This window comes from Hyalangium gracile, assembly GCF_020103725.1.
GTDB classification, from domain to species: domain Bacteria; phylum Myxococcota; class Myxococcia; order Myxococcales; family Myxococcaceae; genus Hyalangium; species Hyalangium gracile.
In genome coordinates this window covers 502,560-528,093 of sequence record NZ_JAHXBG010000006.1, presented here as the reverse complement: position 1 = coordinate 528,093, position 25,534 = coordinate 502,560, and the positions used below count along the sequence as shown (strand labels likewise).

Below are 25,534 nucleotides of genomic sequence, written 5' to 3'. Positions count from 1 at the left end.
CCGCCATGAACCTGCCCAACATCACCTCGGCAGACTTCCTCCCGCTGCTGCCCGCCATCATCATGGTGCTGGGAGCGTGCGTGCTGCTGCTCTCGGAGGTCTTCCTCTCCGCCACCTCGTCGCGGGCCTACCAGGCGGTGCTCACCGCCGGCACCGCCGTGGTGGGCGCCATCGTCTCCGTGTGGCTGATGTTCAAGCCCGCGCAGCTGGTGTTCCTCGGGTACGCGGTGCTGGATCCGTTCTCCAGCTTCCTGTCCCTCACCATCTGCGTGGGCCTGGCCCTGGCCGCGCTGAGCGCCACGTCCTTCCTGCACAAGCGCGGCGCCGAGCGCGGTGAGTTCTACGCGCTGATGCTGTTCGCCTCGGCCGGCATGAGCCTGCTGGCCATCTCCAACGAGCTCATCACCATCTTCGTCAACATTGAGGTGCTCTCCATCGGCACCTACGCGCTCACCTCGTACCTGCGGCGCGGCACCCGGCCCAGCGAGGCGGGCTTCAAGTACTTCATCCTGGGCGCCTTCTCCTCGGCGGTGCTGCTGTACGGCGCGGCGCTGCTCTACGGCGCCACCGGCACCACGCAGCTGTCCGTGCTGAGCCAGAACATCGGCCAGGGCCTGGCCACCCACAAGGAGCTCGTCTACTGCGGCATCGTCCTGGTGGCCGCCGGCTTCGCCTTCAAGGTGGCCGCGGTGCCCTTCCACATGTGGACGCCGGACGTGTACGAGGGCGCTCCCACCCCCGTCACCGCGCTCATGAGCGCTGGCGTGAAGGCCGCCGCCTTCGCCTCGCTGGTGCGCGTGTTCCTCTCGGTGGCCAAGGGCATGGATCCCCAGGTGCCGCTGGTCATCTTCTCCACGCTCGCCTTCCTGACGATGATCGTCGGCAACCTGCTGGCGATTCCGCAGCGCAACGTCAAGCGCATGCTGGCGTACTCCTCCATCGCTCACGCCGGCTACCTGCTGGTGGGCGTGGCCGCCCTCTTCGTCACCCAGCCCGGCGAGCAGTTCCGCCTGCTGGGCGCCACCGCCTTGGGCGAGGGCACCCCGCTGGACCTGGCTCGGGCGGACGCGCTGCGCGGCATCCTCTTCTACCTGCTGGCCTACACGGTGACGGCGGTGGGCGCCTTCGCGCTCGTCTCCGCGCTGGAGCGCCGCGAGGACGAGGACAAGGGCACCGCGTGGGACCTGGACCGCTTCAGCGGGCTGGCGCAGCGCCGGCCGGGCTGGGCCTTCGCGATGGCCGCCTTCATGCTGTCGCTCGGCGGGATTCCTCCCACCATCGGCTTCATGGGCAAGCTGCTCATCTTCCGCAGCGCGGTGGACACCGGCCTCATCGGCCTGGCCATCGTCGGCGTGCTCTCCAGCGCCGCCGGCGTCTACTACTACCTGCGCGTCGTCGTTTACATGTTCATGCGGCCGGTGCCCGAGGGTGCCCACCCCCTGGAGCGCAACTGGGCCACCGAGCTCACCCTGGTGCTCTCCACCGCCGCCGTGGTGGTGCTGGGCATCCTCCCCGGCTCCATCACCGAGTGGCTCACCCAGGCCGGCAGCCTCTTCGGCGGCCAGTAGCCTCTCGCGCCACGCCTCGCGGTCACCTCGCCCGCCCCAGCGCTCCGCTCGGGCGGGCGTCGTGTTTTCAACCACCCTCTGCGCCCCACGGGCAGGCAGGCGGGCGGGCGCGTCCACCCCGCCGCTTCTCCCCGCCGGACCCATGATCCACCTTTGGCCCGGGAGGAGCGTTTCCGCATGTCGTTTCCGGAGGAGCTGGGCCGCGCCGTCGGCGCGCTATGGGGACCTGTCGTGCGCATGGGCGCGACGCTGCGGCACGCGCGCCTCTTCCACCCCGACGGCATCACCTACCGCGGTGAGGTGAAGGCGGTGACGGGGCGCGACAGCCTGCTACCCGTGGCCGCGCGCCTCGCGGGCCCCGCGCTCGTGCGCCTGTCCAGCGCGCTGTGGCGCGGGCAGCGCGAGTGGCCGGACATCCTCGGCCTCGCGGTGCGCCTGCGCTCGGAGCCGACCGTCACCGAGCTGCCCTCGCCCGGAGATCAGGACCTGCTCTTCGCCACTGTGCGCTCGCCGTGGACGCTGGGGCTGGCGCCGCTCTCCACGGACACCCACGACTGGCTGGAGAACGACTACTACGCCGTGTCCCCCTTCCAGGTGGCCGGGCTCGGCCGGGCGAAGCTTCGCGTCGTCTCCAGCCACGCGGATGCGCCGGGCCACACCCGCGTGGAGCGGCTCGAGGCAGCGCTCCAGGCCGGCCAGGCCCGCTTCACCTTCGAGGTGATGCCCCGGCGAGGCGAAGGGACCGGCCGCTGGCACCCGCTCGCCGAGCTGCGCCTGGTGGAGCAGGTGACCCTGGATCCGGTGACGCTGCGCTTCTGGCCCTACCGCAACGGGCGGGGCATCACCCCCGCGGGCTTCGTCCACGCGCTGCGAATCCCCACCTACCGGCAGAGCCAGGAGGGGCGGACGCTGCACTGACCTCGTCGTCTCACGACTCCCGTCAGAAGGCGCGCAACCTGGAAACGGGACCAGGGCCCGACTCCGCACCCGTCTCCGGTGCACCGCCCTGCCGGGCGCGGCCTGTGCGAACTGGTCTGCTTGTCATACCAGTTGGCGACGAGTCCGCGCACAGGGCACCTCCCTCCAGGGTGCAAGAGCTTCCTTGGACCTGCCCGGCTACCGCAGCGGCCCCTGCAGCTCCCAGGTCTCCAGCTCCACCGGCGCCCCGGCCCGCCGCAGCAGCTCCGCCAGCGGCGCGTTGTCCGTCACCGCCACGTGGAGCACCTCGGCCTCGTGTCGCCGGAAGGCCTCCTCCAGCAGCGCCCGCGCATGGCCTGGCGTGGCCGCGAAGAACGGGAAGAGCACCCCGCCGACGCGCAGGTCCATCATCCCCAGGCGCATCGGCTCGGGCTCGCCCGTCCGTTCCAGGCGCAGCAACCGGTGGGACTCACGCCGCGCGAAGCGCTCGAGCTTGCCCGGCATCATCCGGAAGGCCGCCGTCAGCGGCTCCCACTCCGACTCCACCACCGGCACCACCTCCAGGCCCTCGGGGGCGGCTGGCAGCGCCTCCAGCTGGGCCCGGGAGACCGTGAGCGTGATGCCCTCTCGCACCGGCCTCATCCCCAGCGACGCGTAGAGCGCCAGCGCCGCCGTGTTGTCCTTCTTCACGTTCAGCACGCAGCGCTGGCAGCCCTGCTCCCGAAAGCGCTCCACCAGCGCTTCCATCACCCGCCGGCCCAGCCCCTGCCGCCGGGCCTCCGGAGCCACCACGAGCTGGACCACGTAGCCCAGCGCTCCCAGCACGTCCGCCACCACGTACGCCAGCGGGCCCTGGGGCCCCTCCAGGATCGACGTGAGCGGCACCAGCTCCGCGGCCCACACCTGGGAAGGAGGTGGAGGCTCCCTCACTCCGAGCTCCGGGAACAGGCGCGCGAAGGTGACGTAGTCCTCGGGCCGGGCAGCCCTCAGGGACAGCGGCTCGGGTGCGACCTCTGCCATGCCGGGGACCTCCTCCGCTCGCGAAGCATCCGCCTGGGCGGGGGGTACGTATAAAAGAAGGCGGCCCGACACCCCAGAAGGGTATCGGGCCGCGGGTCTTCTAAAGGTGACTCACCGGAAGTGCTGAAGGGGTGGGGGGGAACCACCTTCAGCCTCGCTTCGATGCGTCCCGAGGAGTGTCTTAGCAGTCCTCGTGCCAGCCCTCGTGCCGAGAGGATCTCCAGTTTTCTCAGGCACTTGAAGCAACACCCAACATTCCCGGGGCCTGTTGATTTCAAGTTCGTCATTGCAGGCCTGCAATCACCGTTGCAGATCTGAAATCGCTTCCATGATTTCAAATCTGAAATCCGGCTCATGTAGGAGAGCAGGCCCGGCAGCGGCCCAAGCCCCGTGATTCCAGGGGCTTGCGCGTTCATCTGCCCTGCACAGCCCTCGCGACACCCACTGAATTTTCGAAGCTGAAAATCCAGTGATATTCCCAGTGCTTGTTTCATCCACTGGGAGTCAATGTCATTCCTTCAGCGTGAGAAACTCTCTCTCGGTCTCAAAGACTGAGCCCTCCGGGAGCCCGTCTCCTACTTCCCTTGAGGATCAGGCCCGGGTCCTGTCTCCAACAGCTTGATGCGCTTCATCTTCCGCCACAGTGTCGTGGAGGAGACGCCCAGCTCATCCGCTACGCGGGCCAGGTCCTTCTGGTTGCGCTCCAGGGACTGGAGGATGGCGCGCTTCTCCGCCTCGTCCACCACCTCCGCCAGGGTGGGCACGGGTGCGCCCGGCACTCTCACCGCCCCCAGGTCCCCGCTGGCCTGGGCCACCTGCGCCTGGGGCCGGAGCGGGAAGTCCTCGGGCATCAACTCGTCGCCCTCGGCCAGCGCGGCGGCCTGCTCGACCAGGTTCTCCAGCTCGCGCACGTTGCCCGGGAAGGTGTAGTCCATCAGGTGCGCCACGGCCGAGCCGGACAGGCGCCGGGGCCGGGAGTTGCGGGCGTTGGCGCGCTCCAGGAAGTGCCGGGCCAGATCGTGCACGTCCTCGAGCCGCTCGCGCAGCGGCGGCACCCGCAGCGTCACCACGTTGAGGCGGTAGTACAGGTCCTGCCGGAAGCGCTTCTCGCGCACCTCCAGCTCGATGTCCCGGTTGGTGGCGGCGACGATGCGTACGTCCACGCGGACCGCGGTGGACTCGCCCACGCGGCGCACCTCACCGTCCTGGAGCGCGCGCAGCAGCTTGGACTGGAAGGCGGGGCTGGTCTCCGTCACCTCGTCGATGAAGAGCGTGCCGCCATCGGCCTCCTCGAAGAGGCCGCGCCGGGCCTTCACCGCGCCCGTGAAGGCGCCCTTGGCGTGGCCGAACAGCTCGCTCTCCAGCAGGCTCTCGGAGATGGCGGCGCAGTTGACGGGCACGAAGGGCTTGATGCTGCGCCGGCTGTGGGTGTGCAGCGAGCGGGCCACCAGCTCCTTGCCGGTGCCGCTCTCGCCCTGGATGAGGACGGTGGCGTCACTCTGCGCCACGCGCAGCAGGCGGTTCTTCAGCTCGCGCATCGCCGGGCTGCTGCCCACCAGCGCGGACATGTTGTGGCGCTGGTTGAACTCGTTGGCGAACAGGTCCACCTGGGACATCAGCCGGGCGCGCTCGAGCGCCAGCTCCACCCGGTGCCGCAGCACCCCGTCCTTGAAGGGCTTGGTGATGTAGTCGTACGCGCCCAGCCGCATGGCCTCCACGGCGCTGTCGATGGAGCCGAAGGCCGTCATGACGATGACCTGCAGCCGGGGCACCACCTCCAGGGCGCGGCGCAGCAGCGTCAGCCCGTCCATGGGCTCCATCTTCAGGTCCGTCAGCAGCACGTCCACGCTGTTGCTGGTGAGCAGATCCAACGCCTCCTGGCCAGTGGCGGCCTCGGAGACGGTGTAGCCCTCGGTGCGCAGGACCAGAGCCGTGGTGGTGCGCATGTTCCGCTGGTCATCCACGACGAGGACGCGGCCCCGGTGGGCGGTGGCGGTGCTTGCGGGGGCGCTGGCGGAGGAGCTGGCGTCAGTCACTGGGGCGTCGGGGGCGGGAGGAGAGGAAGACGGATGGTAAAGGTCGTGCCGCGGCCAGGGGTGCTCTCCACGGTGATCTCTCCACCGTGCTCATCGAGAATACGACGGACCACGGCCAGGCCAAGGCCCGTTCCCTGGGCCTTGGTGGTGAAGAAGGGCTCGAAGACGCGGTGCAGCAACTCCGAGGGAATTCCCATGCCCTGATCCGACACGTCGCTGCGCAGCCAGTCCCGGCCGCCGTGCAGCTCCCTGCGGGCCTTCACCGTCACCACGCCCCCCTGGGGCATGGCCTGGAGGGCATTGACGAGCACGTTGATGAGTGCCTGGCGGATGAGCCGCCGGTCCATGCGCGCGGGTGGCAGGTGGGGGTCCACCTCCGCGACGAACCGCACGGAGGAGTTGTCGGACCCGCCCTGGACGCGCGCCGCCTCGATGGCATCCAGCAGCACGCGGCCCAGGTCCTCCGGCTGGAGGATGGGGTCCCTCGGCCGGGTGAAGTCGAGCAGGTCCGCCACGATGCGGTTCAGCCGGTCGCTCTCCTCGGTGAGGATGTCCAGCAGCATCGCCGGATCCCCCTCCACCTTGAGCAGGCGGCGCAGCGACGTCACCGCGTTGAAGATGACGCCCAGGGGGTTGCGCACCTCGTGGGCGACGATGGCGGACAGCTCGCCCAGCGCGGCCAGGCGCTCGCGCTTGACCATCTCCGCGCGGGCGGCGGCCAGCTCCGCGTAGGAGCCCCACAGCGACTCGTAGAGGCGCGCGTTGGCGATGGAGAGGGCGATCTGTCCGCAGGTGGCCTCGGCCAGCTCGATGAGCGCGGGCCCGAAGGCGCGCGGGCCTCGGGTGTCATCCACCACCACCACGCCGATCAGCTCGTCACGCGAGGTGAGCGGCAGGCCGAGGATGGCCTTGGCCTGGAAGCGGTCAGCCAGCTCCGGGCTGTAGCCGCCCGACGTCTTGTCCACATCCTCGATGAAGAGGGGGCGACGCTCGCGGGCCACGCGGGACGTGAAGCTGCCGTCGTCCAGCGGGAGGGTGAGGCCGCGCAGGAAGTCGCGGTGGGTGACAGAGCCCGCGGCGCCTCGCAGCAGCTTGGCCTGCTCGTCGTACAGGAAGATGTGGCAGTCGGACACATCCAGCAGGCGGACGAGGAAGTCCGCCGCCACATCCAGGATGCCCGCCGAGTCCAGCACGCCCGCCGTGGTGCGGGCCAGCTCCAGCAGCAGCCGCGTCTCCGAGAGCTGCCGGGCGGACTCGGCGCGCAGGCGGTGCTGCTCCAGCAGCGTCACCAGCAGCTCGACCATCGTCGCCAGCAGCCGCAGGTCCGCCTCCTGGAAGGGCCGGCCCGGCACGCGGAACAGTTGCAGGGTGCCGCTCACCTGCCCTCCGCGCATGATGCGCACCGCCAGCCCGCTGCCGAAGCGCCCTCCGGAGACATCCCAGAGCACCTTCTCCTCGCCCTTCGTCGAGAGCCGCCCCTGCTCCACCTTCACCGCCGTGTCGCCCAGGACGGAGCCCAGCGAAGTCACCGCGCCGCTCAGCTCCGCCAGGCCCACCTGCGCGGTGAGCACGAAGGGAGCGTCCGGCTCCTCCCGGAGCAGCAGCAGCGCCGCGTCCGCGGAGAGCAGCCCCGCGAGGCGCTCGAGGAAGGACTCGGGGGTGGGCGGCACGGGCTGGGCGAGGAAACGCGCCACCGCCGCCAGCACGCGCAGCTCCCACTGGCCGCGCATGCGCTCGGCCTCCACGCGCGCCTCGGAGAGCGCCGTGCCGACGACCTTGGCGAAGAGCGCCAGCGTGGAGCCGTGGGTCGGATCGAGCCCTCGGCCCTCCACCAGCAGCACGCCGTTACGCGCATCGCCCAGGGGCAGGTAGACATGGGTGGCTTCGCCCGCCTCCACCCCTCCATAGATGGCGCGTCCCTCTCCGAGCGCCTCGGCCGCCAGTCCCATCTCCTCGGGCAGGGGGCTGCCGTCGGCCAGGAAGAGCTCCTTGCCATCCCAGCGCAGGAAGGACGCGCGGAAGCCCGCGGAGGCCAGGCCTTCCAGCGCCACCTGAAATACCTCCTCCTCGGAGTGCACGCCGACCAGGCGCGCGGACGTCTCCACCAGGCGCTCGGCCATGGTGACCGAGGGGGGTCGCTCCACCAATTCGAAGAGGTTGACGAGCAGCCCCTTCTCGCCGCCCTCCAGCACCACGTCCTGCATGGCGGCGGCCAGCTCATGCATCCGCCCGTCGGAGGAAGGCACCAGGCGCCGGAAGACCCTGGAGGGGGTGCGCAGGTCCCCTTCGAGGATGCGCTGGAAGAGAGCGGACAGGCGCCGGTGCTCGTCCGGGTTGACGAAGTCCAGGGCCGGGCGGCCCTCCACCTGCTCCCGGGAGAGCCCCACCAGGCGCAGGAAGGCCGCGTTGGCCAGCCACAGCTCGCGCTGGCGCAACACCACCATGGGGTTGCCGAAGGTCTCGATCAGGGTGCGCAGGGCCCCCTGGCTGTAAGGCATCTGGCTCATCCCCGGCGCAGCACCCTCTTCTCACCCACTCGCAGCGTCACCTTCTCCCGATCGAAGTACTCCGACAAGGGGATGACGAACTTCCGGCTCTGACCCACCATTTCCTTGAAGGCCTGGGTGGAGATCTCCTTCTTCTCGCGCAGCCAGCCCACCAGTCGCTCCCGCAGGCCTCCCAGCGCTCCCGCGTCGAAGTGGAGCTCGTCACTCACCCGGACGATGAGGCCCTCGGACACCATCACCTTGAGCAGCTCCTGGAGCCGGGGCGCCGGCAGCTGGAGCTTCTGCGCCAGCTCGTTGAAGGTGGGAGGCGCGAGCCCCGTCGCGGCCAGCTCCGCCGCCACCCGGGCCCGGGCTCCCTCGTCGCTGACGGTGAGGGTGCGGCCTCGGCCCTTGAGCCGCATCACCTCCTTGTCCAGCTCCGCCTTGCCCGTGTCCACCAGCGCCTGCGCCACCCGCTGGAAGATGCGCGGGTCCAGCTCCGGCGAGAGGCGCTGGCGCAGCTCCTCGCGGGAGAGGCCCTCGCGCATCGGCTCGCGCTCGTGGAAGGCGGCCAGCAGCGCGAGGGCCCGCTTCTGGAGCCCCTCGAACACCTCGCCGGAGAGATAGAGGCGCTTGTCCCGGTCCACCAGCAGCGCCCCACCCCGAGAGCCCAGCAGCTCCAGCGTGCGTGAGAGCGCCTTGGGTGGCATCGCCGAGCGGCCGAACAGCTCCGCCTGGGTGAGCCCCCGGTAGCCCGCCTGGCGCAGCAGCCACGCCACGTGCCCGCCGGCGTCCGCCTCCAGCAGCGGAGCCACCACGGCGGAGGCGCCCTTGCGGCGGCGCGGCGGAGTGATGGCCAGGACGCGGCCGCCCGCCACGGTGGCACCGCGCCCCGGCAGCGCGCGCGAGCCTCGAAGGATGAAGCGCTGCCCCACGAGCGCGGCCAGCGGCGCGGAGAGGCGCAGCTGGGCCAGCCCCGTCTCCCCGGGCTCGAGCCGCTCCAGGTCCAACAGCGCCACGGTGGCCTCCACCTGCGCGGTGCCCAGGTGCAGCAGCAGCTTGCGGCGCCGGGGCAGCGGCTCCTCCACCGCGGGCAGCAGGCTCAGCTCCACGTCCAGCATCCGCGTCTCGGGCAGCTCGCCGGCGCGCACGAGCACCATGCCGCGATCGATCTCCTCGGGCTCCACGCCCACGAGGTTCACCGCGGTGCGCAGGCCCGCCTGCACCTTCTGCGCGGCCTGGCCATGCACCTGGAGGCCTCGCACGCGGAAGGGGCCGGGGCGTCCCGGCAGCAGCGAGGCGCTCTCCTCCACCGCCAGCGTGCCGGACAGCAGCGTGCCCGTCACCACCGTGCCGAAGCCCTTGATGGTGAACACCCGGTCCACCGGCAGGAAGACGGGGCCATCCGAGGGCCGCTGGGGCAGCCCATGCGCCGCGCGAGTGAGCGCGGCCCGAAGCTCCTTCAGCCCGTCTCCCGTCTTCGAGGAGCAGGGCACCACGGGCGCTCCCTCCAGGAAGGTGCCCGCCGTCAGCGCCACCAGGTCCGCCTTCACCAGCGCGAGCCACTCCTCGCCCAGCTCCGCCAGCAGATCGCTCTTGGTGAGGGCGATGACGCCCGCCTTCACCCCGAGCAGGCGGCAGATGTCCAGGTGCTCGCGCGTCTGGGGCATGACGCCCTCGTCCGCGGCCACCACGAGCACCGCCAGGTCCACGCCCCCGGCGCCCGCGGCCATGGCCTTCACGAAGCGCTCGTGGCCGGGCACGTCCACCACGCCCGCCAGCGTCCCATCATCCAGCGTGAGGTGGGCGAAGCCCAGCTCCAGGGTGATGCCTCGGCGCTTCTCCTCCTTGAGCCGGTCCGTGTCGATACCGGTGAGGGCCTTCACCAGGGACGTCTTGCCGTGGTCGATGTGCCCCGCCGTGCCGATGATCATCGCGCCGGCCCGTTCCTCGTGCGCCTGCCTGTGCCCGCTCCGGGATGGAGCGGTCTCCCCCACCGTGGGCCCCCGTCCCAGGTCGCGAGAAGACGGGGTGTCCTACATCCCGGCCAGACTACGGGACAGGTCGGGCCCACGCAACGCGCAGACGCTCGCCCGCGCGGGGGACAGGGCAGCGCAAACGTCATCCAGGGGACGCCCGAGGCAGCCGCTCAGGCCCCGGCCAGATCCGGGTCCACGTCGGAGCGGTCCACCCCGCCCGTGGGCTCGTAGTCCCAGGGGAAGACGAGGAACGCCTGGGTCGACAGCGCCCGATAGTCCGGCTCATAGCCCTCGGGCCGGGCCACCATGCACGCCGTCCTCACCTCGCGGGCGCCCACCTTCTTCGCCAGCGCGGTGGCCATCTCCAGCGTGTCGCCGCTGGCGGCCACGTCATCGACGATGAGCACGCGCCGGCCCTTCAGCTCGCGCGGCATCTCGCCGGAGAGCTGGGGCTTGTTCGTGCTGCCGCGGTCGCGGCTGCGCCGGGTGATGCGCACGGGGAAGAACTCGCAGCCGAGCGCGCTCGAGAGCGCCCCACCCACGAAGACGCCGCCATGCGCCACGCCCACCACGGCCTCGACCTTGAAGTCCTGGCGGATGGCGCCCGCCAGCGCCTGCACCGCCCTGTCGAAGTCCGCCCACGACAGCTCCTGCACGGCGGAGCGCTGCCGGGATTGGTCCCTCCCGGTGGGCATGCGCGGAACCTCGGCCTGGGGCGCCAGCACGACGTCCGAGGGGATGGAGACCAGCTTCTCCACCTTCTGCTTGGAAGGCTTGGGCGCGGACTTGCCCTTCTTGGAGGTCTTGCCCTTGCCGGACACTGCGCGCTTCGTGGCCACGGATGAGGACTCCAGCTGAGGTGCGCCCACGTCATATCTTGAGCGACGCTCGGGGGCTACTTCCCGCGTAGGCCCCCGGCGCTGGGCTGCACGCTGTACGTCACTTCATTGCGGCTTCCAGCATCGCGCGGATCTCGTCTCCGGGAATGACGTACTGTGTCGTGCAGAACTGGCACGTCACCTCCGCCTTCCCGTCCTTCTCCAGCAGATCCGTCAGCTCCTCCTTCCCCATGGCCAGCAGCGCGTTCTTCACCCGGTCCCGGCTGCACGTGCACGAGAAGCGCAGGGGGTAGCGGGACATGACCTCGAAGTCATTGCGGCCCGGCAGCAGCGCCTTGAGCACCGCCGCCCCGCCCTCGGCGGCATGGGCCTGGAGCACCCCGTGCAGGTTCTCCTTGAGCTGGCGGCCGAGCGTCTGGAAGGCCTCCCGGTCCCCGTTCGGCAGGGGCTGAAGGATGATGCCCGCCACCACCCCCAGGGGCTCGGTGGTGCCGTCCTTGACCTTTGCCACCTGCTCCAGCTTGAGCTGCGTGGCCACCTGATCCGAGATGGTGAAGTAGCGCTCCAGGTCCTGCTCGAAGTCGAAGCGCTCCAGCTCCACCGAGGAGCGGTAGTACTCACCCTCGCCGATGTCGCGCAGCACGGAGATGTAGCCCTTGTTGCCGAACACCGGCCGCCAGCGGTACTCGCCCTCGGCGCCCACGTGGGTGACATGGGGGTTCTTGGTGTAGCCCCGCAGCAGCCCGGAGGTGTCCGCGTCCACGAAGAAGCCGCGCAGGGGCCCGTCGCACTCCAGCTGCAGGTTGATGCGCGTCTCCCCCTTCTGAAGCGCCGCCAGGAGCGCGGCGGCGGTGAGCCCCTGGGCGAGCAGCGCGGCCGAAGCCGACTCGCTCTTGTGCGTCGCCCGCGCCTGGCGAGACAGCTCGGACGTGAGGGCGAGCACCACTCGGACGTCCACGTCCTTCAATAGTCCACTGACGAGTTCATCGGCCATAAGGAGAGGCTGTAGCGTGCCCAACACCGCCGCGCTCGCCAATGGGGAAGGCGCCCGGCGCCTCGGTTACCCTGGAAAGGAGGGGTTGGAGCCCCAGGCATCGGCCCGGCTTATGCCTCCGAGCGCCCCGGCTGCCACCCCGGCTGGCATATCCCAGCCCCTCGTTCACCGGGACCGGCTATAACGCCCGGTCCGACCCACCTACCCGCGGAGTGGCCCGTCCGCGCGTCGCCGGAGTCCCGATGAGCACCCAAGCCGCAGCCCTTCCTCGCAAGAACCCGCTCCTCCAGTCCCGCCTGGGCTCATTCCTCGCGGTGTTCCCCCTGACGCTGTGGACCATCAACCACCTCTGGGACAACCTGGCCGCCTTCAGCGGCGCCGCGGCGTGGCAGAGCTCGGTGACGACGTACGCGCACCCGTTCTCGATGGCGCTGGGCTTCCTCATCTCCCTGGTGCCGCTGCTGATGCACACCGGGTGGGGCCTGGTGCGGCTGTTCAGCTTCCGGCCCAACAACCTCGCCTACAACAACTACGGCAACCTCAAGTACATCCTCCAGCGCGTCACCGCCGTGGGCGTGCTGGCCTTCCTGGGCGCCCACCTGTGGAAGGCCTTCCTGGAGCCGCGCCTGCTGGGCCACGGCCCCGAGGCCTTCGAGGACATCGCCCGGGAGATGCGCTTCCACGGCCCCACCCTCTTCGTCTACCTGGTGGGCACGCTCGGCGTGGCGTACCACGTGGCCAACGGGCTGCAGAACTTCGGCATGGCCTGGGGCATCTTCGCCAGCGAGCGCTCCATGCGCCGCTTCGAGCCCTTCGTCATCATCATCTTCCTGGTGCTGACGGCCATGGCGTGGGGCGCCATCTACGCGCTGTTCCAGGCCGGTGAGGCGTTCGGCCCCGGCACCGGGCACTCCATCGACATGTAGCGGGCGGCCCGCACCACCTGAAAACAAAACCGGCCGCTCCCGGGTATTGGGGGCGGCCGGTTCGTCTTCCGGAGCCTAGAACGGGATGTCGTCGTCCCCGTTGCCACCGCTCTGGTTCATGCCGCCATCGTCCATCCCCGGAGGAGGCGCGCCGTAGTCGGGCTCCCCGCTTCGGGAGAACGAGCCACCGCCGCGCCGGGCCCCGCCCCCATCCCCGGCGCCCGCATCACGGCCGCCCAGGAAGGTGACGGAGGTGGCGACCACCTCGGTGGTGTAGTTCTTCCGGTTCTCCTTGTCCGTCCACTCGCGCGTCTGCAGGCGGCCCTCGACGTAGCACTGCCGGCCCTTCTTCAAGTACTCGCCGCACAGCTCCGCCAGCTTTCCCCACACGACGATGCGGTGCCACTCGGTCCGCTCCTGCTTCTGCCCGTTCTTGTCGTTCCAGCTCTCGCTGGTGGCGATGCGGAAGTTGGCGACCGCCTGACCGCCCGGGGTGAAGCGCACCTCGGGGTCTGCTCCGAGGTTGCCGATGAGGATGACCTTGTTGACGCCTCCAGCCATGACTGCCCTTTCTATAGCCCGTCCACCTCGGACCGGCTCCTTGGGTAGCCGATCCACCACGGATCGGCGCCATCCCGCAGGTTCATCACCTGGCGGAATACTTGACAGGTATACACGATGGGAGCGACGCGCGCGCTGATCCTCGGGCCCACGAGGCAGGCGTCAACGCCCGCCTGCCTGCTCGCCCCGGGAGATCCCTGAAATCACACGGGGATGCGGGCCTCACCCGCCAGGGCGGGTCTCCGCCGTGCGCGAAGGCCCCGGCCCCACGGGAGCCGCGGAGCCCGGCGACACCGCCTCCACCGTGTCCGGAGCCCGAGGCGCCTTCTGCTCGGCCACCTTCTGCGAGAGCGTGGCGTCCAGGTTGCGCACGAACGTCACCAGGGCCGGATCCGGCGCGCCGAGCTGCTTGCGCAGTGACTTCCAGAACGGGTGGTCCGCGTCGCCCACCTGCACCAGCCCGCGGGCCAGCAGGGAGACGGCGACATCCCGCTCCGAGTTGCCGGACTCGCGCAGGGCGACGACGAGCTCCTCTGGCGCGGTGCGAGCCACCTCGCCCAGGGCCACGGACAGCTCCGTCTCCGCCTGCCCGTCCCCACGCGAGGCCCCGGCCAGCTCCACCACGCGAGCCAGCGCCTCCGCGTTGCCGCCCGCGGCCAGCTCCACCATGCTGCCCACGCCGGGCACGTCCACGGAGAGCTCGCGCGCCACGGCCCGCAGCCGGCCGTACACGTCCGAGGCCGCCGAGTAGCTGTCCAGGAGCGTGCGCGCGCCCAGGTAGTCGCTCGGGTTGGACTGGTAGAGGCTGTCGGCCAGCACGGCGCGCACGGCCGGGTCGCGCTCGCTGCGCCACGCCGTGCGCAGGAAGCTGATGTTGCGCTGGTCGCGCTGCTTGCCCAGCTCCAGGTACGTCTTGATGCGGCTGGCCACCGCGCCCAGCTCACCGCCCGGACGCGGAGTGTCCGAGAGCGCCGCCACCGCGCGCGAGGGCCCCATCGAGGAGCCCGTGGCCGCCACCGCGGCGCCCAGCGCATCCAGCCCCTGCACCACGGGGCCCGAGCGACCGGGGTAGTCGTTCACCATCATCGCGAAGACGAACAGCTCCCCGCCGGTGGCCTGCACGTAGCCGCTCAGCGCGGACACATTCTCCAGCGTGCCCGTCTTGGCGCGCAGGCGGCCCACGGCCTCGCTGCCCTCGAAGCGGTACTTGAGCGTGCCGTCCTTGCCGGCGATGCCCACCGAGGACAGGTACTCGGGCGCCAGCGGGAAGCGCGAGTGCATGAAGCGCAGGATGCGCGTGAGCTGCGTGGCCGAGAAGCGGTTGGTGTCGTTCAGGCCGCTGCCGTTCTTCATCACGTACGAGCCGCTGGGCAGGCCCACCTCCCGCTCGAGGAAGGACTCCACCACCTCGATGCCCTTCTGGAAGCTGCCCGGCGCGCCCTTGAGCTCGGCGCCCATCGTCTTGAGCAGCGTCTCGGCGACGAAGTTGTTGGACAGCTTGTTGAGCCGCTTGAGGATGACGTCGAACGTGTCCGACTGGGCCACGTGCACCAGCCTGGCCCTCGAGGGAGCCAGGCCCAGCTTCACCTTGCCCTTCACCTTGATGCCGCGCCCCTTCAGCAGCTCCTTGAAGGTGTAGCCGAAGTACATGGGCGGGTTGTCGATCTTCTTCCAGACACTCACGGCGCCCTGGTCCGACGGCAGCTGCCCCTTCACCACGATGCGCTGCTTGTCGCCCAGCGGCTTGCTGGCGACCGAGACGCGGCGGGCCCGGTGGCTGCCCGTGGTCAGCCCGTTCTCCACCACGAAGAAGTCGCTGGGGGGCTCCATCTCCACGGTGCCCTTGGCACCCGGAGCCTCACCGGCCCGCAGGTAGATGGCGGTCGCGTTCCAGTTGAGGCTCACCGCGCCGGTGGGCGCCATGTAGGCCCGGTCCGACTCCTCCTGGTCATACCCGGGCGGCGTGCGCTCGGCGTCGAACCACGAGTCGTCGATGATGATGTCCTGCACCTCGCGCAGGCCGCCGTGGAACAGCTCGGAGACGACACCATAGAGGCGCTCGGTCGTCATCGACGGGTCGCCCTTGCCGCGCACGTAGAGCGTCTTGACCTTGCCGTCGGGCGGCAGCTCCGGGTCCACGAGGAACTCGGTGTCGAAGCGGTACTCCGTCCCGAGCGTCGCCAGCGCCGCGGCCGAGGTGACGAGCTTCACGTTCGAGGCCGGGTTGAGCAGATCGTCCGCGTTCTGGCTGAACACCACCGAGCCGTCATCCAGGCTCTGGATGTGGATGCCCACGCGGCTGGCCTTGAGGGGCGTGCGTTGGAGCACGTCGAGCAACGCCGTCTTCAGCGCCTCACGCTCGGCCCGCTTGTCCGCCGGGGCGGCGTGGGCTGCGGGAAGCGAAAGAATGATCGCGGCCGTCGCGGCCAAGAGGACACTGGCTCGATGAACCTGCACAAAGGCTCCGGGGAAGACGCGGGCCATCATGAGAAGCAGATCCCCCAGAATCAAGGGAGGAAGAGTAGGCGCGTCCATGTCTGGGCGCTCGCTCATCCGCCAGGCGAAGCTGCGCTGCCGAGGATGTGGACTTTTCTTCATCGGGCGGTGAGCCAGACGCACCTGCAACCCTGTGAACCGACCTTCAGTTCCAGCGCCTTCATGACGCTGCGGTGAAATAAGGGCCTGACGGGGGTGCGCAACACCGTCGACCCTACCACCCGGGTGTGACACAAGCTGGAAACGGATGTCCGCTCTGCTCCGCCGCGCCGCCCTGGGGATGCTGCTCGCACTGTTGGCGGGCTGCCGACCAGACCGAACCCCCGACGGCATCACGGTGCTGGTCGAGGCGCCACCCGACAGCCTGGATGACCGCTTCGCGCTGACAGCGATTGGCCAGCGCATCGGCCAGCTCATCGCGCCGGGGCTCGTCACCTTCGATGACACCAGCCGACCGGTGCCGGCGCTGGCCGAGTCCTTCCGCGCGCTGTCCCCCACTGTCATGGAGTTCACGCTGCGCCCCGGGCTCACGTTCCATGATGGCACGGCGCTCACGGCCGCGGACGTGAAGGCAACCTATGACGGAGTGCGAGACCGGGCGCTGCGCAGTCCGAAGGTGGACCGGTACGAGGTGATTCAGGAGGTGGAGGTGGTAGGTGATCGCACCGTCCGCTTCCACCTGCGACGGCCCTATGCCCCACTGCTGGCGGAGCTGTCGCTGAGCATCCTGCCCGCTGAGCGAGCAGGCCTGGGTGGCGTGGAGCTTCAGGGAGCGCACCCGGTGGGAGCCGGAGCGTTTCGGTTTGAGGCCCAACCGGATGAGGAACACCTCACGCTGGTACCCTTCGAGGGGTATTACGCGAGGGCTCCGGGCATCTCCCGGCTGCACTTCCGAGTCGTCCGAGACGAGACGACGCGAGTGCTGGAGCTGCTGAAGGGGCGCGCGGACCTGGTGACCAACGCGGTGTCCCCAGCGGTGCTGCCCCTGTTGAGGAAGGAGCCGGGCCTGCGCGTGCTCGTCCGGCCCGGCACGGGCTACGCATACCTGGGCTTCAACCTGCGCTCCGGGCCGCTGGCGGATGTGAGGGTGCGCCAGGCGGTGTGCCACCTGCTGGAGGTGAAGCCCATCGTGGAGCACAAGTTCCACGGACTGGCGGAGCCGGCCACGGGCATGCTGCCCGCCACGCACTGGGCCCACGCGCCGCAGGAGGGCTGCCGGTATGACCCGGCCGAGGCGGCGAGGCTGCTGGATGCGGCGGGCTACCCGGATCCGGATGGGCCGGGAGGCCAGCCTCGGATGACGCTGAGCCTGAAGGTGAGCACGGACCGGTTCCGCAAGTCGGTGGCGCTGGTGCTCCAGGAGCAGCTGGCGCGAGGAGGCGTGGCGGTGGAGGTACGCTCGCTGGAGTTCGGCACGCTCTTCAACGACATCCGCCGAGGCAACTTCGAGATGGTGACGCTCAAGTGGGCGTCGGTCATCGAGCCGGACCTGATGCGCGGGGCGTACCACTCGAGGAACGTGCCCACGGAGGAGAACCACTGGGGCGGCTTCAACCGGGGGGCTCTGAAGGATGCGGAGCTGGACGCGCTGCTGGACGAGGCGAGCCGGGTGGAGCCCTCACAGCGCGCGGCGCTCTACGCGAGGGTGCAGGAGCGGCTGGACGCGCTGCTCCCGTACGCGCCGCTCTGGCACGAGAGCAGCGTGGCGGTGGTGTCCCGGCGGCTGGAGGGCTTCGAGCCCAGCGCGAATGGCTTCCTCACGTCCCTGGCGCGGGCGCGGAGGGTGGAGCCATGAGGCGCGCCATCTCCGCCAGCATCGCGGTGGTGGGGGCGCTGCTGCTCATCTCGCTCTTTCTCAACCTGGTGCCGGGCGACCCGATCGACGTGATGCTGGGCGAGCAGTCCACGGAGGTGGACCGGGAGGCGCTGCGGCGCGCGGTGGGGCTGGACCTGCCCTGGTACACGCAGCTGTGGACGTTCACCCAGGACTTCGCCACGGGCGAGCTGCGCACCTCGCTGCCACCGTTCCAGCGCAAGGTGCTGCCGGCCATCGGCCAGGCACTGCCGAACACGCTGTGGCTCACGGTGGCGTCCCTGTTCATCGCGGTGGCCATCGCGATTCCGCTGGGAGTGGCGGCGGCGGCGCGAAAGGGGACGGCGGTGGACACGGCGGCGATGGGGGTGGCGGTGGCGGGCGTGGCGCTGCCGCGCTTCTGGCTCGGCCCCATGTTGATCATCGTCTTCGCGCTCTGGCTGGACTGGCTGCCCGTGTCGGGCGCCGAGTCGTGGAGACACCTGGTGCTGCCCTCGCTGACGCTGGGCACGGCGCTGGCGGCCTTCCTGTCGCGGATGACGCGGGCGGCGATGCTGGAGACGCTCCGCGAGGACTTCGTGACGGTGGCACGAGCCAAGGGGCTGCACCCGCGCGTGGTGCTGTGGAAGCACGCGTTCCGCAACGCGCTGCTGCCCATCCTCACGGTGCTGGGGCTGGAGTTCGGCACGCTGCTGGGCGGCGCCATCGTCACCGAGAAGGTGTTCGCGTGGCCAGGCATGGGCACGCTGCTGCTCACCGCCATCGAGAAGCGCGACTACAACACCGTGCGGGCCACGGTGCTGATGTTCACGCTGTGCTACGTGCTGGTGAACACGCTGACCGACGTGGCGTACGCGCTGGTGGACCCGCGTGTGAGGAGGCGCTCGTGAGCGAGGCTTCCCCCGTGGTCGCCGTCGCGCCGGGAGCCGTCACGCGCCGGGGGTTCCGGCTGCGCACGCTCGGCGGGAGGTTCGGGCTGGGCGTGGCCGTGCTGCTGGTGCTCACCGCGCTGCTGGCTCCGGTGCTCAGTCCGTACACGCCGGAGGCCATCGAGCTGTCCGCGGAGCTGGACCCTCCGAGCACGCGCCACCTTCTGGGAGCCGGAGAGAACGGCATCGACGTGCTGACCCACGTCCTCTACGGAGCGCGGGTGTCTCTCGTGGTGGCGTTCTTCGCCGTGGTGCTGTCGGCGCTCGTGGGGGTGACGCTGGGAGGACTGGCGGGGTACGTGGGCGGCCTGCTGGACGAGGCGGTGATGCGCTTGGTGGACGTGCTGCTCGCCTTCCCGGGCATCCTGCTGGCCATCTTCATCACCTCGGTGCTGGGGCCGAGCCTCGCCAACGTGGTGTTCGCCCTGTCCTTCACGGGGTGGACGGGCTACGCGCGGCTGGCTCGCGCGCAGGTGCTCACGCTGCGCGAGCGAGACTACGTGCAGGCGGCCCGAGCCCTGGGGAGCGGCAACGCGCGCATCCTCTTCCGGCACCTGCTGCCGAATGCCGCGGGGCCGCTGCTCATCCAGGCCACGTTCGCCTTTCCCGGCGCCATCCTCGCCGAGGCCTCGCTGAGCTTCCTGGGACTGGGAGCGCCACCGGGTACACCCTCCTGGGGCGCGCTGGTGGACCAGGGGACGCAGTACCTGCTCGTGGCGCCGCACGTGGCGCTGTTCCCCGGGCTCGCCCTGGCCATCACCGTGCTGGGCTTCAACTTCCTCGGGGATGCGGTGCGCGACGCGCTGGACCCCAAGCGCGTGGAGTGACCACCAGAGGACGGTGGAGTCAGGCGTCCACGAAGGCTCCCGTCCGGTCCGCGCCTCTAGCCCGGAGCCGGCCATGGGAGACCCTCGCAACCCGAAGCGGACCGATGAGCCCTGGAACCTCGAGCGCCTGCGCGTGCTGGAGCGGGAGGTGCGAGCCATCGCGCCGCTCGTCACCCTGTCCGGCGGCTGGGCCTGGCACTTCATGGCCCCTCCCCACGAGGAGCTGAAGCGCTTCCATGACCACAAGGACGTGGACCTCTTCGTCGAGCCCGAGCGCCTCCCCGAGCTCATCCACCTGCTCTCCGAGCGCGGCTACTTCCGGACCTGGACGCGCTTCGATGCCGTCTCGGAGAACTTCTACCGCTACGCGCGCCACGTGGATGGCGTGAAGGTCCTCCTCGACGTGTTCGTGCGCCGTGTTCCCTCCGTCCTCGTGGGAGACATCCGCGTCGTGGAGCCGTCCAAGCTCCTCACCTTCTACAGCCATCTCCACGGCACCGAGGAGTGCGTCTCCGTCTCGGCTGCTCGGAGGCTCCTGGCGCAGGGCGTCAGCCCCATCGGCCGCGAAGAGCTCGTCACCCGCCCTGCTCCCTGAGTCAACCAACGCATGCTCATGGCTGCTCCGAGGCGGGCTGACGCGGAGCATTGAAGGAGGCTCTCACGCACTTGCCCGCGTACTCGTAGCCTCCCTCTCCGCAAGGAGGCTTCTTCTCGAAGATGGCCCAGCATGCCCCCAGTGCGACGAGCTCGTACTCGGGCTCGCAGGGAGGCTTCTTCTGCCCCGGCAGCGGATTCTTGGGCATCGCCAGCCCTAGTCCGGAGGAGGATGCTCCTGGCTGTGGCGTCTGTGTGACGGACAGCAACGCCTCCTCGCCCACACCAGCGTCCGGAGCTTGGGCGGGTGGAGTTCGCCACCGCTCGGTGACGAAAAGGGTCTCTGGCGCTGGCTCTGAAGAGTTGCGCCCGATGTCCCTCAGCTTCACGGCGGCCATCACCACCAGCCCTCCCAGCACGGCCGCTCCAGCCATCACCATCCAGGTGGGTACCTCCCGCCGGCGCCGAGGCCCCGGAGAAGAAGTCACGTCCGTGCGCGCCGCGGAGGGAGTGGGGACGATGGGCGCTTCGGCATCCTTCTCCTTGGCCGCATCCTCCAGCGAGGCGGCCCAGGAAGCGGCGAGTGGACGTGCCAGCCGGTCCTCGTTGAGCGCGGTGAGCAGGAGCTGATCGAGCCCCTTGCTCACTGTCGCAAGCTCGCTGGGACGGAGCAGTCTGCGTCGAGGCCCCGAACTCTCCGTGGGAGCCGGCGGGTACTTGCCCGTACAGAGGCGATAAGCAGCCACTCCCAGCGCATACACGTCGTCAGCCGGTCCGGCCTGGTAGGGAGTTCCGGCCCCGCGGTGAAACCAGCCCCAGCGAATGGCCTCCGGAGTGCGATAGCTGCTGGTCCCCGGGGGAAGCGCCGTGTCCGTGAGCGCCTTGGCGCCCTCGAAGCTGCCACACCCGAAGTCGAGCAGAACCGCGCGCCCCGTCGCCGTCACCAGAACGTTGTCCCCCTTCACGTCCCGATGCACTCCGCCCATCCCGTGGGTGGCGGCCAGGGCGCTCGCGAGCTGGGCCAGCACCTGCAGCACCTGCCGGGAGGTAGGCTTCTGCTCCCGCGCCCACTCGTACAGGGTCATACCCTTCACCCACTCCATGACGACGTAGGGGAAGATCCTGCCATTCGGTCCCGTCCACCAGCCCCGATCCTCGAAGCGTGGCACGGAGGGATGCACCACTCGCTGGAGCAGTTCGGCCTCTCGCTGGAAGCGAGGATCCTCGGGGTGCACCGCCAGCTTCAGAGCGAAGGCTCCGGCCTCGGGATGACCCGCGCGCGCCACCCGGTAGACCTCCCCGTAGCTGCCCGAGTCGTAGCGCACCAGGATGCGCCAGGGGCCCACCAGCGAGCCGTGCGCCGGAGCTTCAGGATCTCTGGACGACAAGGAAGACATGGGACGCTCCAGGTGCGGGGCAAGCACGCTCGCCACCCGCACCCTACCGAACAGGTGAGGCTCTGGCATAGAGACGAGCTCGGTAGGGTGAGCCACCCGGTCCGCTGCTCCGCACCCGGTCTGCTTGTCGGACAGGCTGGAAAGAAACGGAGCCCGGCAACCCCCCGTCGTGGGCTGCCGGGCTCCTGAGCTTTCCCGTACACCGTGTCGGCCGTGACGCCGACTGCATTCACATTCTCTGACTTCGCGAGCAGGAGTTGCGTCGCGAGGGGTTCCTGGGCGAAACCGCTTGTGCCTGGCCAGGGCTCCCACTATTCCCCAAGGAATTCAGGAGGATGCGATGCGCGCAGTGGTGCAGCGGGTGCTCGAGGCCTCAGTCACCGTGAACGGGGAGAAGGTGAGCCAGATCGGCCCGGGGCTGCTGGTGCTCCTGGGCGTGGGCAAGGCGGACACCGAGGCGGACATCCCCTGGATGGTGGAGAAGCTGGCCACGCTGCGCATCTTCGAGGACGCCGCGGGCAAGATGAACCTCTCCCTGGAGGACACGCACAAGCAGCTCATCGTCGTGAGCCAGTTCACCCTCTATGGAGACGCGCGCAGGGGCCGGCGCCCCGGCTTCAGCGATGCCATGGAGCCCACCGGCGCCAAGGCCCTGTACGAGCGCGTCTGCGAGCAGCTGCGCGCCCGCGGCCTCACGGTGGGCACCGGCGTGTTCGCCGCGGACATGAAGGTGGCCCTCATCAATGACGGCCCCGTCACCATCCTCCTGGAGACGCCGCCCCCCGCCGGCAGCGGAACACCGCCAGGCGCCTGAGCCGGCTCAGATCCGGACCTCGACGCCCTTCATCACCAGCGACACCAGCGCGGTGCGCTCCCGGGCGGCCTCGCGCACGTGGCCGCAGATGACGCCCAGCTCCTGGATCCACCCCGGAGCGCGCGGTCCCAGCCCGGAGAAGACCACCGCCAGCGGCGGCGGCTGGGGCGCCTTGCCCGCCCACCAGGCCAGCAGCTCGGTGCGCTCCGGGAGCGAGGGCATCTTCAGCCGCTCCTGCTCCCGCGCGAGCAGCCGCTCCAGCTTGACCGGCAGGCTCCCATGCCAGCCCGCCACCGCGCTCGCCGAGCGCCACGACCAGTCCGCGAAGGCCAGCCCCTGCTTCGGGAAGTACCCACCCCGCCCCTGGGTGGAGAAGATCTGATCCGGCGGAAACGGAGGGAAGGGCTCCCATACCCCCGCCACCAGCGAGGCCAGCCCCAGCCCCGTCTGGGGCCTGAGGCGGAACGCGTCCCGAGCCGCCCGGGCCTCGCGCGCGTTCGCATAGGGGTAGTCCGGCTGCTCCACCATCAGCGCCAGGTGCAGCGCCTCGTCCCAGTCCCCCGCGTAGCCGGCCCGGTGGCCCTCGATCTCCCACCCGGCCCCCTCGCGCCACTGCTGGAACACGAGCCGATCCACCAGATCCGCCCACGTCTCCGGAGCCAGGGTGCTCAGCCCCCCGGGCGAGGCCGAGGACAGCAGCTGCTCGCAGAGGAAGCGGGACTGCTCGTCCCCCAGCACCCCCAGCAGCTCCTCCAGCGCTCCGGGGGCATCCCCCATGGCGCGGGTGAGGAACGGGATCACCGCCTCCTCGAAGAACCGATCATGAATGGCTCGAAGGACGATCTCCATGCGCCCCCCCGGGCCAGGCCCCTGCGCTCAGGGCCTGGCGTCTTCCTGGACGATGAGCGCGTGGATGTCCGCGGCGGTGGGCGCCTCGAGGATGGACGACCGGAAGCGCGGGTTCTTGAAGAGCCGGGAGATGCGCGCCAGGGCCTTGAGGTGCACCCCCGCGCTGTTCTCCGGCGCCACCAGGGCGAAGAAGAGGTGGGTCGGCTTGCCGTCAATCGCCTCGAAGTCCAGGCCCTGACGGGAGACGCCGAAGGTGGCCAGCAGCTGCGTCATCCCCGGCAGCTTGCCGTGGGGAATGGCCACGCCCTCGCCGATGCCCGTGGAGCCCAGCTTCTCGCGCTCGCGCAGCACCTCCACCAGCCGCTCCTCCTGGAGCTGGGGGTGGGCGCGCACCAGCGCCGTACTCAGCTCGCGCAACACCTCCGGCTTGGTGCGAGCCTGCATGTCCGCGATGACGGCTTGGGGGCTGAGGAACTCGGAGATTCTCACTGGCGCTCCCGCAATGGCGCTCGACGTCGTGGGGCAATTACTCCTCGATACCTTTTCGCGCAAGGGTCGCTTGCCCCTCACTGACCGCTTCGGGCCGGCTTCGCTCACCAGCAAGCAAGGTGGAGGGGGTTACGTTCCTCGACTAGCATTCCCGCCCACGTGTCCGCCCGTCACCTCGCTCCCCTCACCGCGCTGCTGCTGTCCCTCGGCGTGTACGCCTCGGCACCCGCTCCAGGCCTCACGCCTACGCCCTCCCCCACCCCGGGCCTGCCCCCCGTGTCCTCAGCCCGGGTGGACTCCCTGCTCTCCAGCCTCTCCCTGGAAGCGCGGGTGGGCCAGTTGATGATGGTGGGCTTCTACGGCACCGAGGTGGACGAGGACGTCGAGGACCTGGTGCGCGGCTACCGGGTGGGTGGGGTGTGCCTCTTCAAGCACAACATCCTCGAGGCCCAGCAGGTGGCCCGCCTCAATGACGGCCTGCGTCGGCTGCTCATCGGCCACATTCCCCCCTTCCTCACGCTGGATCAGGAGGGGGGCAACGTGGTGCGCGTGCGGGATCAGGTGGTCGTCCTGCCCAGCAACATGGCCCTGGGAGCCACCCGCTCGGCGGAGCTGGCCTATGCGGCGGGTAGGGCGCAGGGAGAGGACCTCAGACGGCTGGGCTTCAACATGAACCTGGCCCCCGTACTGGACGTGAACCTCAACCCCCATAACCCCGTCATCGGCGTGCGCTCCTACGGGGACAGCGTGCCCCTGGTGTCCGAGCTGGGCCGGGCCTTCGTCCGGGGCCAGCAGGACGCGGGCCTGGTCACCGTGGCCAAGCACTTCCCCGGCCATGGCGCCACGGACGCCGACAGCCACACGGTGCTGCCCGTCATGAGCGAGACGCGCGAGGAGGTGCTCGCGCAGATGGAGCCCTTCCACGCCGCCATCCTGGAGGGGCTGGACGGGCTGATGACGGCCCACGTGGCCATTCCCCGCCTCACTGGGGACAACGTGCCTGCCACCCTCAGCCCCCAGGTGCTGGACGGGCTGCTGCGCAAGGAGCTGGGCTTCGACGGGCTGGTGCTCACCGACGAGATGGAGATGGAGGCCATCACCCAGCGCTACGGCGCGGGCCGGGCCGCCGTGCTGGCGGTGCGGGCCGGCGCGGACATGGTCCTGGTGCCCTGGAGCCCCGAGCGCAAGGCGGAGGTGTACGAGGCCCTGCTCGCCGCCGCGCGCAGCGGGGAGCTGCCGGCCGCCCGCCTGGAGCAGGCCGTGCGCCGCATCCTCACCGCCAAGCTGCGCCGGGGCCTCTTCGAGACGCCGCCCGTGATGGAGCAGCGGCTCGCCACCCCGCCCCCGCCCGGCAATGGCGAGGTGGCCCACCTCATCGCCCGCGCCTCCGTCACCCTGCTGCGCACCGATGAGCGCTCCTTCCCCCTGTCCACGGAGGCCCGCATCGCCGTCATCACCGCCGAGCCCTCGCTGGGCGACGCCATCCGCGCCCGCGCCCCCCGGGCCTCCGTGCTCTCGGTGCCCGCCTACCCGGCCGAGTCCCGCCGTGCCGCGCTGCGGCAGAAGGCTCGGAAGGCCGCGCTCGCCGCGGACGTGGTGGTGGTGGGGCTGATCAACTCGCGCCAGGTGGAGCTCGTCACCATGGCCGCCGCCACCGGCAAGCCCGTGGTGGTCGTCACCATGGGGCTGCCCTACCTGGCCGAGCTGGTGGACGAGGCCCGCGCCGTGCTCGCCGTCTACTCGTACCAGCCCGCCTCCACCTCCGCCGCGGCCGCCGCCCTCTTTGGAGAGATTGGCACGCCGGGCCGTCTGCCCGTCCACCTGCGCTCGCTCTCCTTCGGCCACGGGTTGGATCCGGTGGGCCAGAAGCAGGCCGACGCCTCGCGGCAATCCACGACGCCCCACAAGGCAGCTCGCGCCCTGCAGGGCGCCTCTCGCTGAGACACAGTCCCTTCGAGCCCACTGCCCGGATTCCGACGCGCGATATGTCCCGCGCGGC

The 25,534-nt window shown here is 70.3% G+C and carries 20 protein-coding genes; 9 read left to right on the top strand and 11 right to left on the bottom strand.

What is annotated here, in order from left to right:
• Positions 1-5 precede the first annotated feature (5 nt).
• Both KY572_RS15120 and KY572_RS15115 read left to right on the top strand, forming a co-directional pair.
• On the top strand, positions 6-1,568 hold the full coding sequence (locus KY572_RS15120) for an NADH-quinone oxidoreductase subunit N (RefSeq protein ID WP_224243309.1): 1,563 nt from the start codon (positions 6-8) through the stop codon (positions 1,566-1,568).
• 177 nt (positions 1,569-1,745) lie between these two features.
• Positions 1,746-2,486: a hypothetical protein gene (locus tag KY572_RS15115; RefSeq protein ID WP_224243308.1), complete on the top strand. Its 741-nt coding sequence runs from the start codon at positions 1,746-1,748 to the stop codon at positions 2,484-2,486.
• A gap of 198 nt (positions 2,487-2,684) precedes the next feature.
• On the opposite strand, the gene KY572_RS15110 is transcribed toward KY572_RS15115, so the two are convergent.
• The 6 genes from KY572_RS15110 to hslO form a co-directional block, all read right to left on the bottom strand.
• The gene (locus KY572_RS15110) at positions 2,685-3,506 is read right to left on the bottom strand and encodes a GNAT family N-acetyltransferase (RefSeq protein ID WP_224243307.1); all 822 of its coding nucleotides are present in this window, start codon (positions 3,504-3,506) and stop codon (positions 2,685-2,687) included.
• 575 nt (positions 3,507-4,081) lie between these two features.
• On the bottom strand, positions 4,082-5,470 hold the full coding sequence (locus KY572_RS15105) for a sigma-54-dependent transcriptional regulator (protein ID WP_224243340.1): 1,389 nt from the start codon (positions 5,468-5,470) through the stop codon (positions 4,082-4,084).
• Positions 5,471-5,538: 68 nt separating this feature from the next.
• On the bottom strand, positions 5,539-8,049 hold the full coding sequence (locus tag KY572_RS15100; RefSeq protein WP_224243306.1) for an ATP-binding protein: 2,511 nt from the start codon (positions 8,047-8,049) through the stop codon (positions 5,539-5,541).
• Positions 8,046-9,962 (bottom strand): selenocysteine-specific translation elongation factor, encoded by a 1,917-nt coding sequence (selB, locus tag KY572_RS15095; protein ID WP_224243305.1) that lies wholly within the window; start codon positions 9,960-9,962, stop codon positions 8,046-8,048. The genes KY572_RS15100 and selB overlap by 4 nt, the downstream gene beginning before the upstream one ends.
• 215 nt (positions 9,963-10,177) lie before the next feature.
• Positions 10,178-10,846, bottom strand: a complete 669-nt coding sequence (locus tag KY572_RS15090) for a phosphoribosyltransferase (RefSeq protein ID WP_224243304.1) — start codon at positions 10,844-10,846, stop codon at positions 10,178-10,180.
• A 100-nt stretch (positions 10,847-10,946) separates the two neighbouring features.
• Complete coding sequence (gene hslO, locus KY572_RS15085) at positions 10,947-11,840, bottom strand: Hsp33 family molecular chaperone HslO (protein WP_224243303.1); 894 nt, start codon at positions 11,838-11,840, stop codon at positions 10,947-10,949.
• Between the two features lie 242 nt (positions 11,841-12,082).
• Between hslO and KY572_RS15080 the strand changes: the two genes are divergently transcribed.
• A complete protein-coding gene (locus KY572_RS15080; protein WP_224243302.1) occupies positions 12,083-12,766 on the top strand; it encodes a succinate dehydrogenase in 684 nt (227 codons plus the stop codon).
• A 75-nt stretch (positions 12,767-12,841) separates the two neighbouring features.
• On the opposite strand, the gene KY572_RS15075 is transcribed toward KY572_RS15080, so the two are convergent.
• Both KY572_RS15075 and dacB read right to left on the bottom strand, forming a co-directional pair.
• Complete coding sequence (locus KY572_RS15075) at positions 12,842-13,327, bottom strand: single-stranded DNA-binding protein (RefSeq protein WP_224243301.1); 486 nt, start codon at positions 13,325-13,327, stop codon at positions 12,842-12,844.
• Between the two features lie 222 nt (positions 13,328-13,549).
• Positions 13,550-15,784, bottom strand: a complete 2,235-nt coding sequence (gene dacB / locus KY572_RS15070) for a D-alanyl-D-alanine carboxypeptidase/D-alanyl-D-alanine endopeptidase (RefSeq protein ID WP_224243339.1) — start codon at positions 15,782-15,784, stop codon at positions 13,550-13,552.
• 286 nt (positions 15,785-16,070) lie between these two features.
• Between dacB and KY572_RS15065 the strand changes: the two genes are divergently transcribed.
• The 4 genes from KY572_RS15065 to KY572_RS15050 all read left to right on the top strand — a co-directional run bounded on the left by KY572_RS15065 (position 16,071) and on the right by KY572_RS15050 (position 19,987).
• Positions 16,071-17,618: an ABC transporter substrate-binding protein gene (locus tag KY572_RS15065; RefSeq protein WP_224243300.1), complete on the top strand. Its 1,548-nt coding sequence runs from the start codon at positions 16,071-16,073 to the stop codon at positions 17,616-17,618.
• Complete coding sequence (locus KY572_RS15060; RefSeq protein WP_224243299.1) at positions 17,615-18,526, top strand: ABC transporter permease; 912 nt, start codon at positions 17,615-17,617, stop codon at positions 18,524-18,526. The genes KY572_RS15065 and KY572_RS15060 overlap by 4 nt, the downstream gene beginning before the upstream one ends.
• Positions 18,523-19,392 carry an ABC transporter permease gene (locus KY572_RS15055; RefSeq protein WP_224243298.1) on the top strand — a complete coding sequence of 290 codons (870 nt, stop codon included), beginning with the start codon at positions 18,523-18,525 and terminating at the stop codon, positions 19,390-19,392. Before KY572_RS15060 ends, KY572_RS15055 begins: the two co-directional genes overlap by 4 nt.
• A 73-nt stretch (positions 19,393-19,465) precedes the next feature.
• Entirely contained in the window at positions 19,466-19,987 is a 522-nt protein-coding gene (locus KY572_RS15050) for a hypothetical protein (RefSeq protein ID WP_224243297.1), read from the top strand.
• A gap of 16 nt (positions 19,988-20,003) precedes the next feature.
• Here KY572_RS15050 and KY572_RS15045 read toward each other — a convergent pair whose 3' ends face one another.
• A complete protein-coding gene (locus KY572_RS15045) occupies positions 20,004-21,383 on the bottom strand; it encodes a serine/threonine protein kinase (RefSeq protein ID WP_224243296.1) in 1,380 nt (459 codons plus the stop codon).
• A gap of 340 nt (positions 21,384-21,723) precedes the next feature.
• On the opposite strand from KY572_RS15045, the gene dtd reads away from it, so the two are divergent.
• Entirely contained in the window at positions 21,724-22,197 is a 474-nt protein-coding gene (dtd, locus tag KY572_RS15040; protein ID WP_224243295.1) for a D-aminoacyl-tRNA deacylase, read from the top strand.
• Between the two features lie 6 nt (positions 22,198-22,203).
• On the opposite strand, the gene KY572_RS15035 is transcribed toward dtd, so the two are convergent.
• The gene (locus KY572_RS15035; RefSeq protein WP_224243294.1) at positions 22,204-23,046 is read right to left on the bottom strand and encodes a hypothetical protein; all 843 of its coding nucleotides are present in this window, start codon (positions 23,044-23,046) and stop codon (positions 22,204-22,206) included.
• 27 nt (positions 23,047-23,073) lie between these two features.
• The gene (locus tag KY572_RS15030) at positions 23,074-23,535 is read right to left on the bottom strand and encodes a PTS sugar transporter subunit IIA (RefSeq protein WP_224243293.1); all 462 of its coding nucleotides are present in this window, start codon (positions 23,533-23,535) and stop codon (positions 23,074-23,076) included.
• A gap of 159 nt (positions 23,536-23,694) precedes the next feature.
• On the opposite strand from KY572_RS15030, the gene KY572_RS15025 reads away from it, so the two are divergent.
• Positions 23,695-25,476, top strand: coding sequence for a glycoside hydrolase family 3 protein (locus KY572_RS15025; RefSeq protein ID WP_224243292.1), 1,782 nt, complete (start codon positions 23,695-23,697; stop codon positions 25,474-25,476).
• The last annotated feature ends 58 nt before the right edge of the window (positions 25,477-25,534 follow it).

Excerpts from the sequence above, each read along its gene's own strand:
- dtd (WP_224243295.1), top strand. The coding sequence starts at position 21,724 with ATGCGCGCAGTGGTGCAGCGGGTGCTCGAGGCCTCAGTCACCGTGAAC.
- KY572_RS15100 (WP_224243306.1), bottom strand. The coding sequence starts at position 8,049 with ATGAGCCAGATGCCTTACAGCCAGGGGGCCCTGCGCACCCTGATCGAG.
- selB (WP_224243305.1), bottom strand. The coding sequence starts at position 9,962 with ATGATCATCGGCACGGCGGGGCACATCGACCACGGCAAGACGTCCCTG.
- KY572_RS15120 (WP_224243309.1), top strand. The coding sequence starts at position 6 with ATGAACCTGCCCAACATCACCTCGGCAGACTTCCTCCCGCTGCTGCCC.
- KY572_RS15075 (WP_224243301.1), bottom strand. The coding sequence starts at position 13,327 with ATGGCTGGAGGCGTCAACAAGGTCATCCTCATCGGCAACCTCGGAGCA.
- KY572_RS15115 (WP_224243308.1), top strand. The coding sequence starts at position 1,746 with ATGTCGTTTCCGGAGGAGCTGGGCCGCGCCGTCGGCGCGCTATGGGGA.
- KY572_RS15110 (WP_224243307.1), bottom strand. The coding sequence starts at position 3,506 with ATGGCAGAGGTCGCACCCGAGCCGCTGTCCCTGAGGGCTGCCCGGCCC.
- KY572_RS15035 (WP_224243294.1), bottom strand. The coding sequence starts at position 23,046 with ATGGAGATCGTCCTTCGAGCCATTCATGATCGGTTCTTCGAGGAGGCG.
- hslO (WP_224243303.1), bottom strand. The coding sequence starts at position 11,840 with ATGGCCGATGAACTCGTCAGTGGACTATTGAAGGACGTGGACGTCCGA.
- KY572_RS15050 (WP_224243297.1), top strand. The coding sequence starts at position 19,466 with ATGGGAGACCCTCGCAACCCGAAGCGGACCGATGAGCCCTGGAACCTC.
- KY572_RS15065 (WP_224243300.1), top strand. The coding sequence starts at position 16,071 with ATGTCCGCTCTGCTCCGCCGCGCCGCCCTGGGGATGCTGCTCGCACTG.
- KY572_RS15080 (WP_224243302.1), top strand. The coding sequence starts at position 12,083 with ATGAGCACCCAAGCCGCAGCCCTTCCTCGCAAGAACCCGCTCCTCCAG.
- KY572_RS15060 (WP_224243299.1), top strand. The coding sequence starts at position 17,615 with ATGAGGCGCGCCATCTCCGCCAGCATCGCGGTGGTGGGGGCGCTGCTG.
- KY572_RS15045 (WP_224243296.1), bottom strand. The coding sequence starts at position 21,383 with ATGTCTTCCTTGTCGTCCAGAGATCCTGAAGCTCCGGCGCACGGCTCG.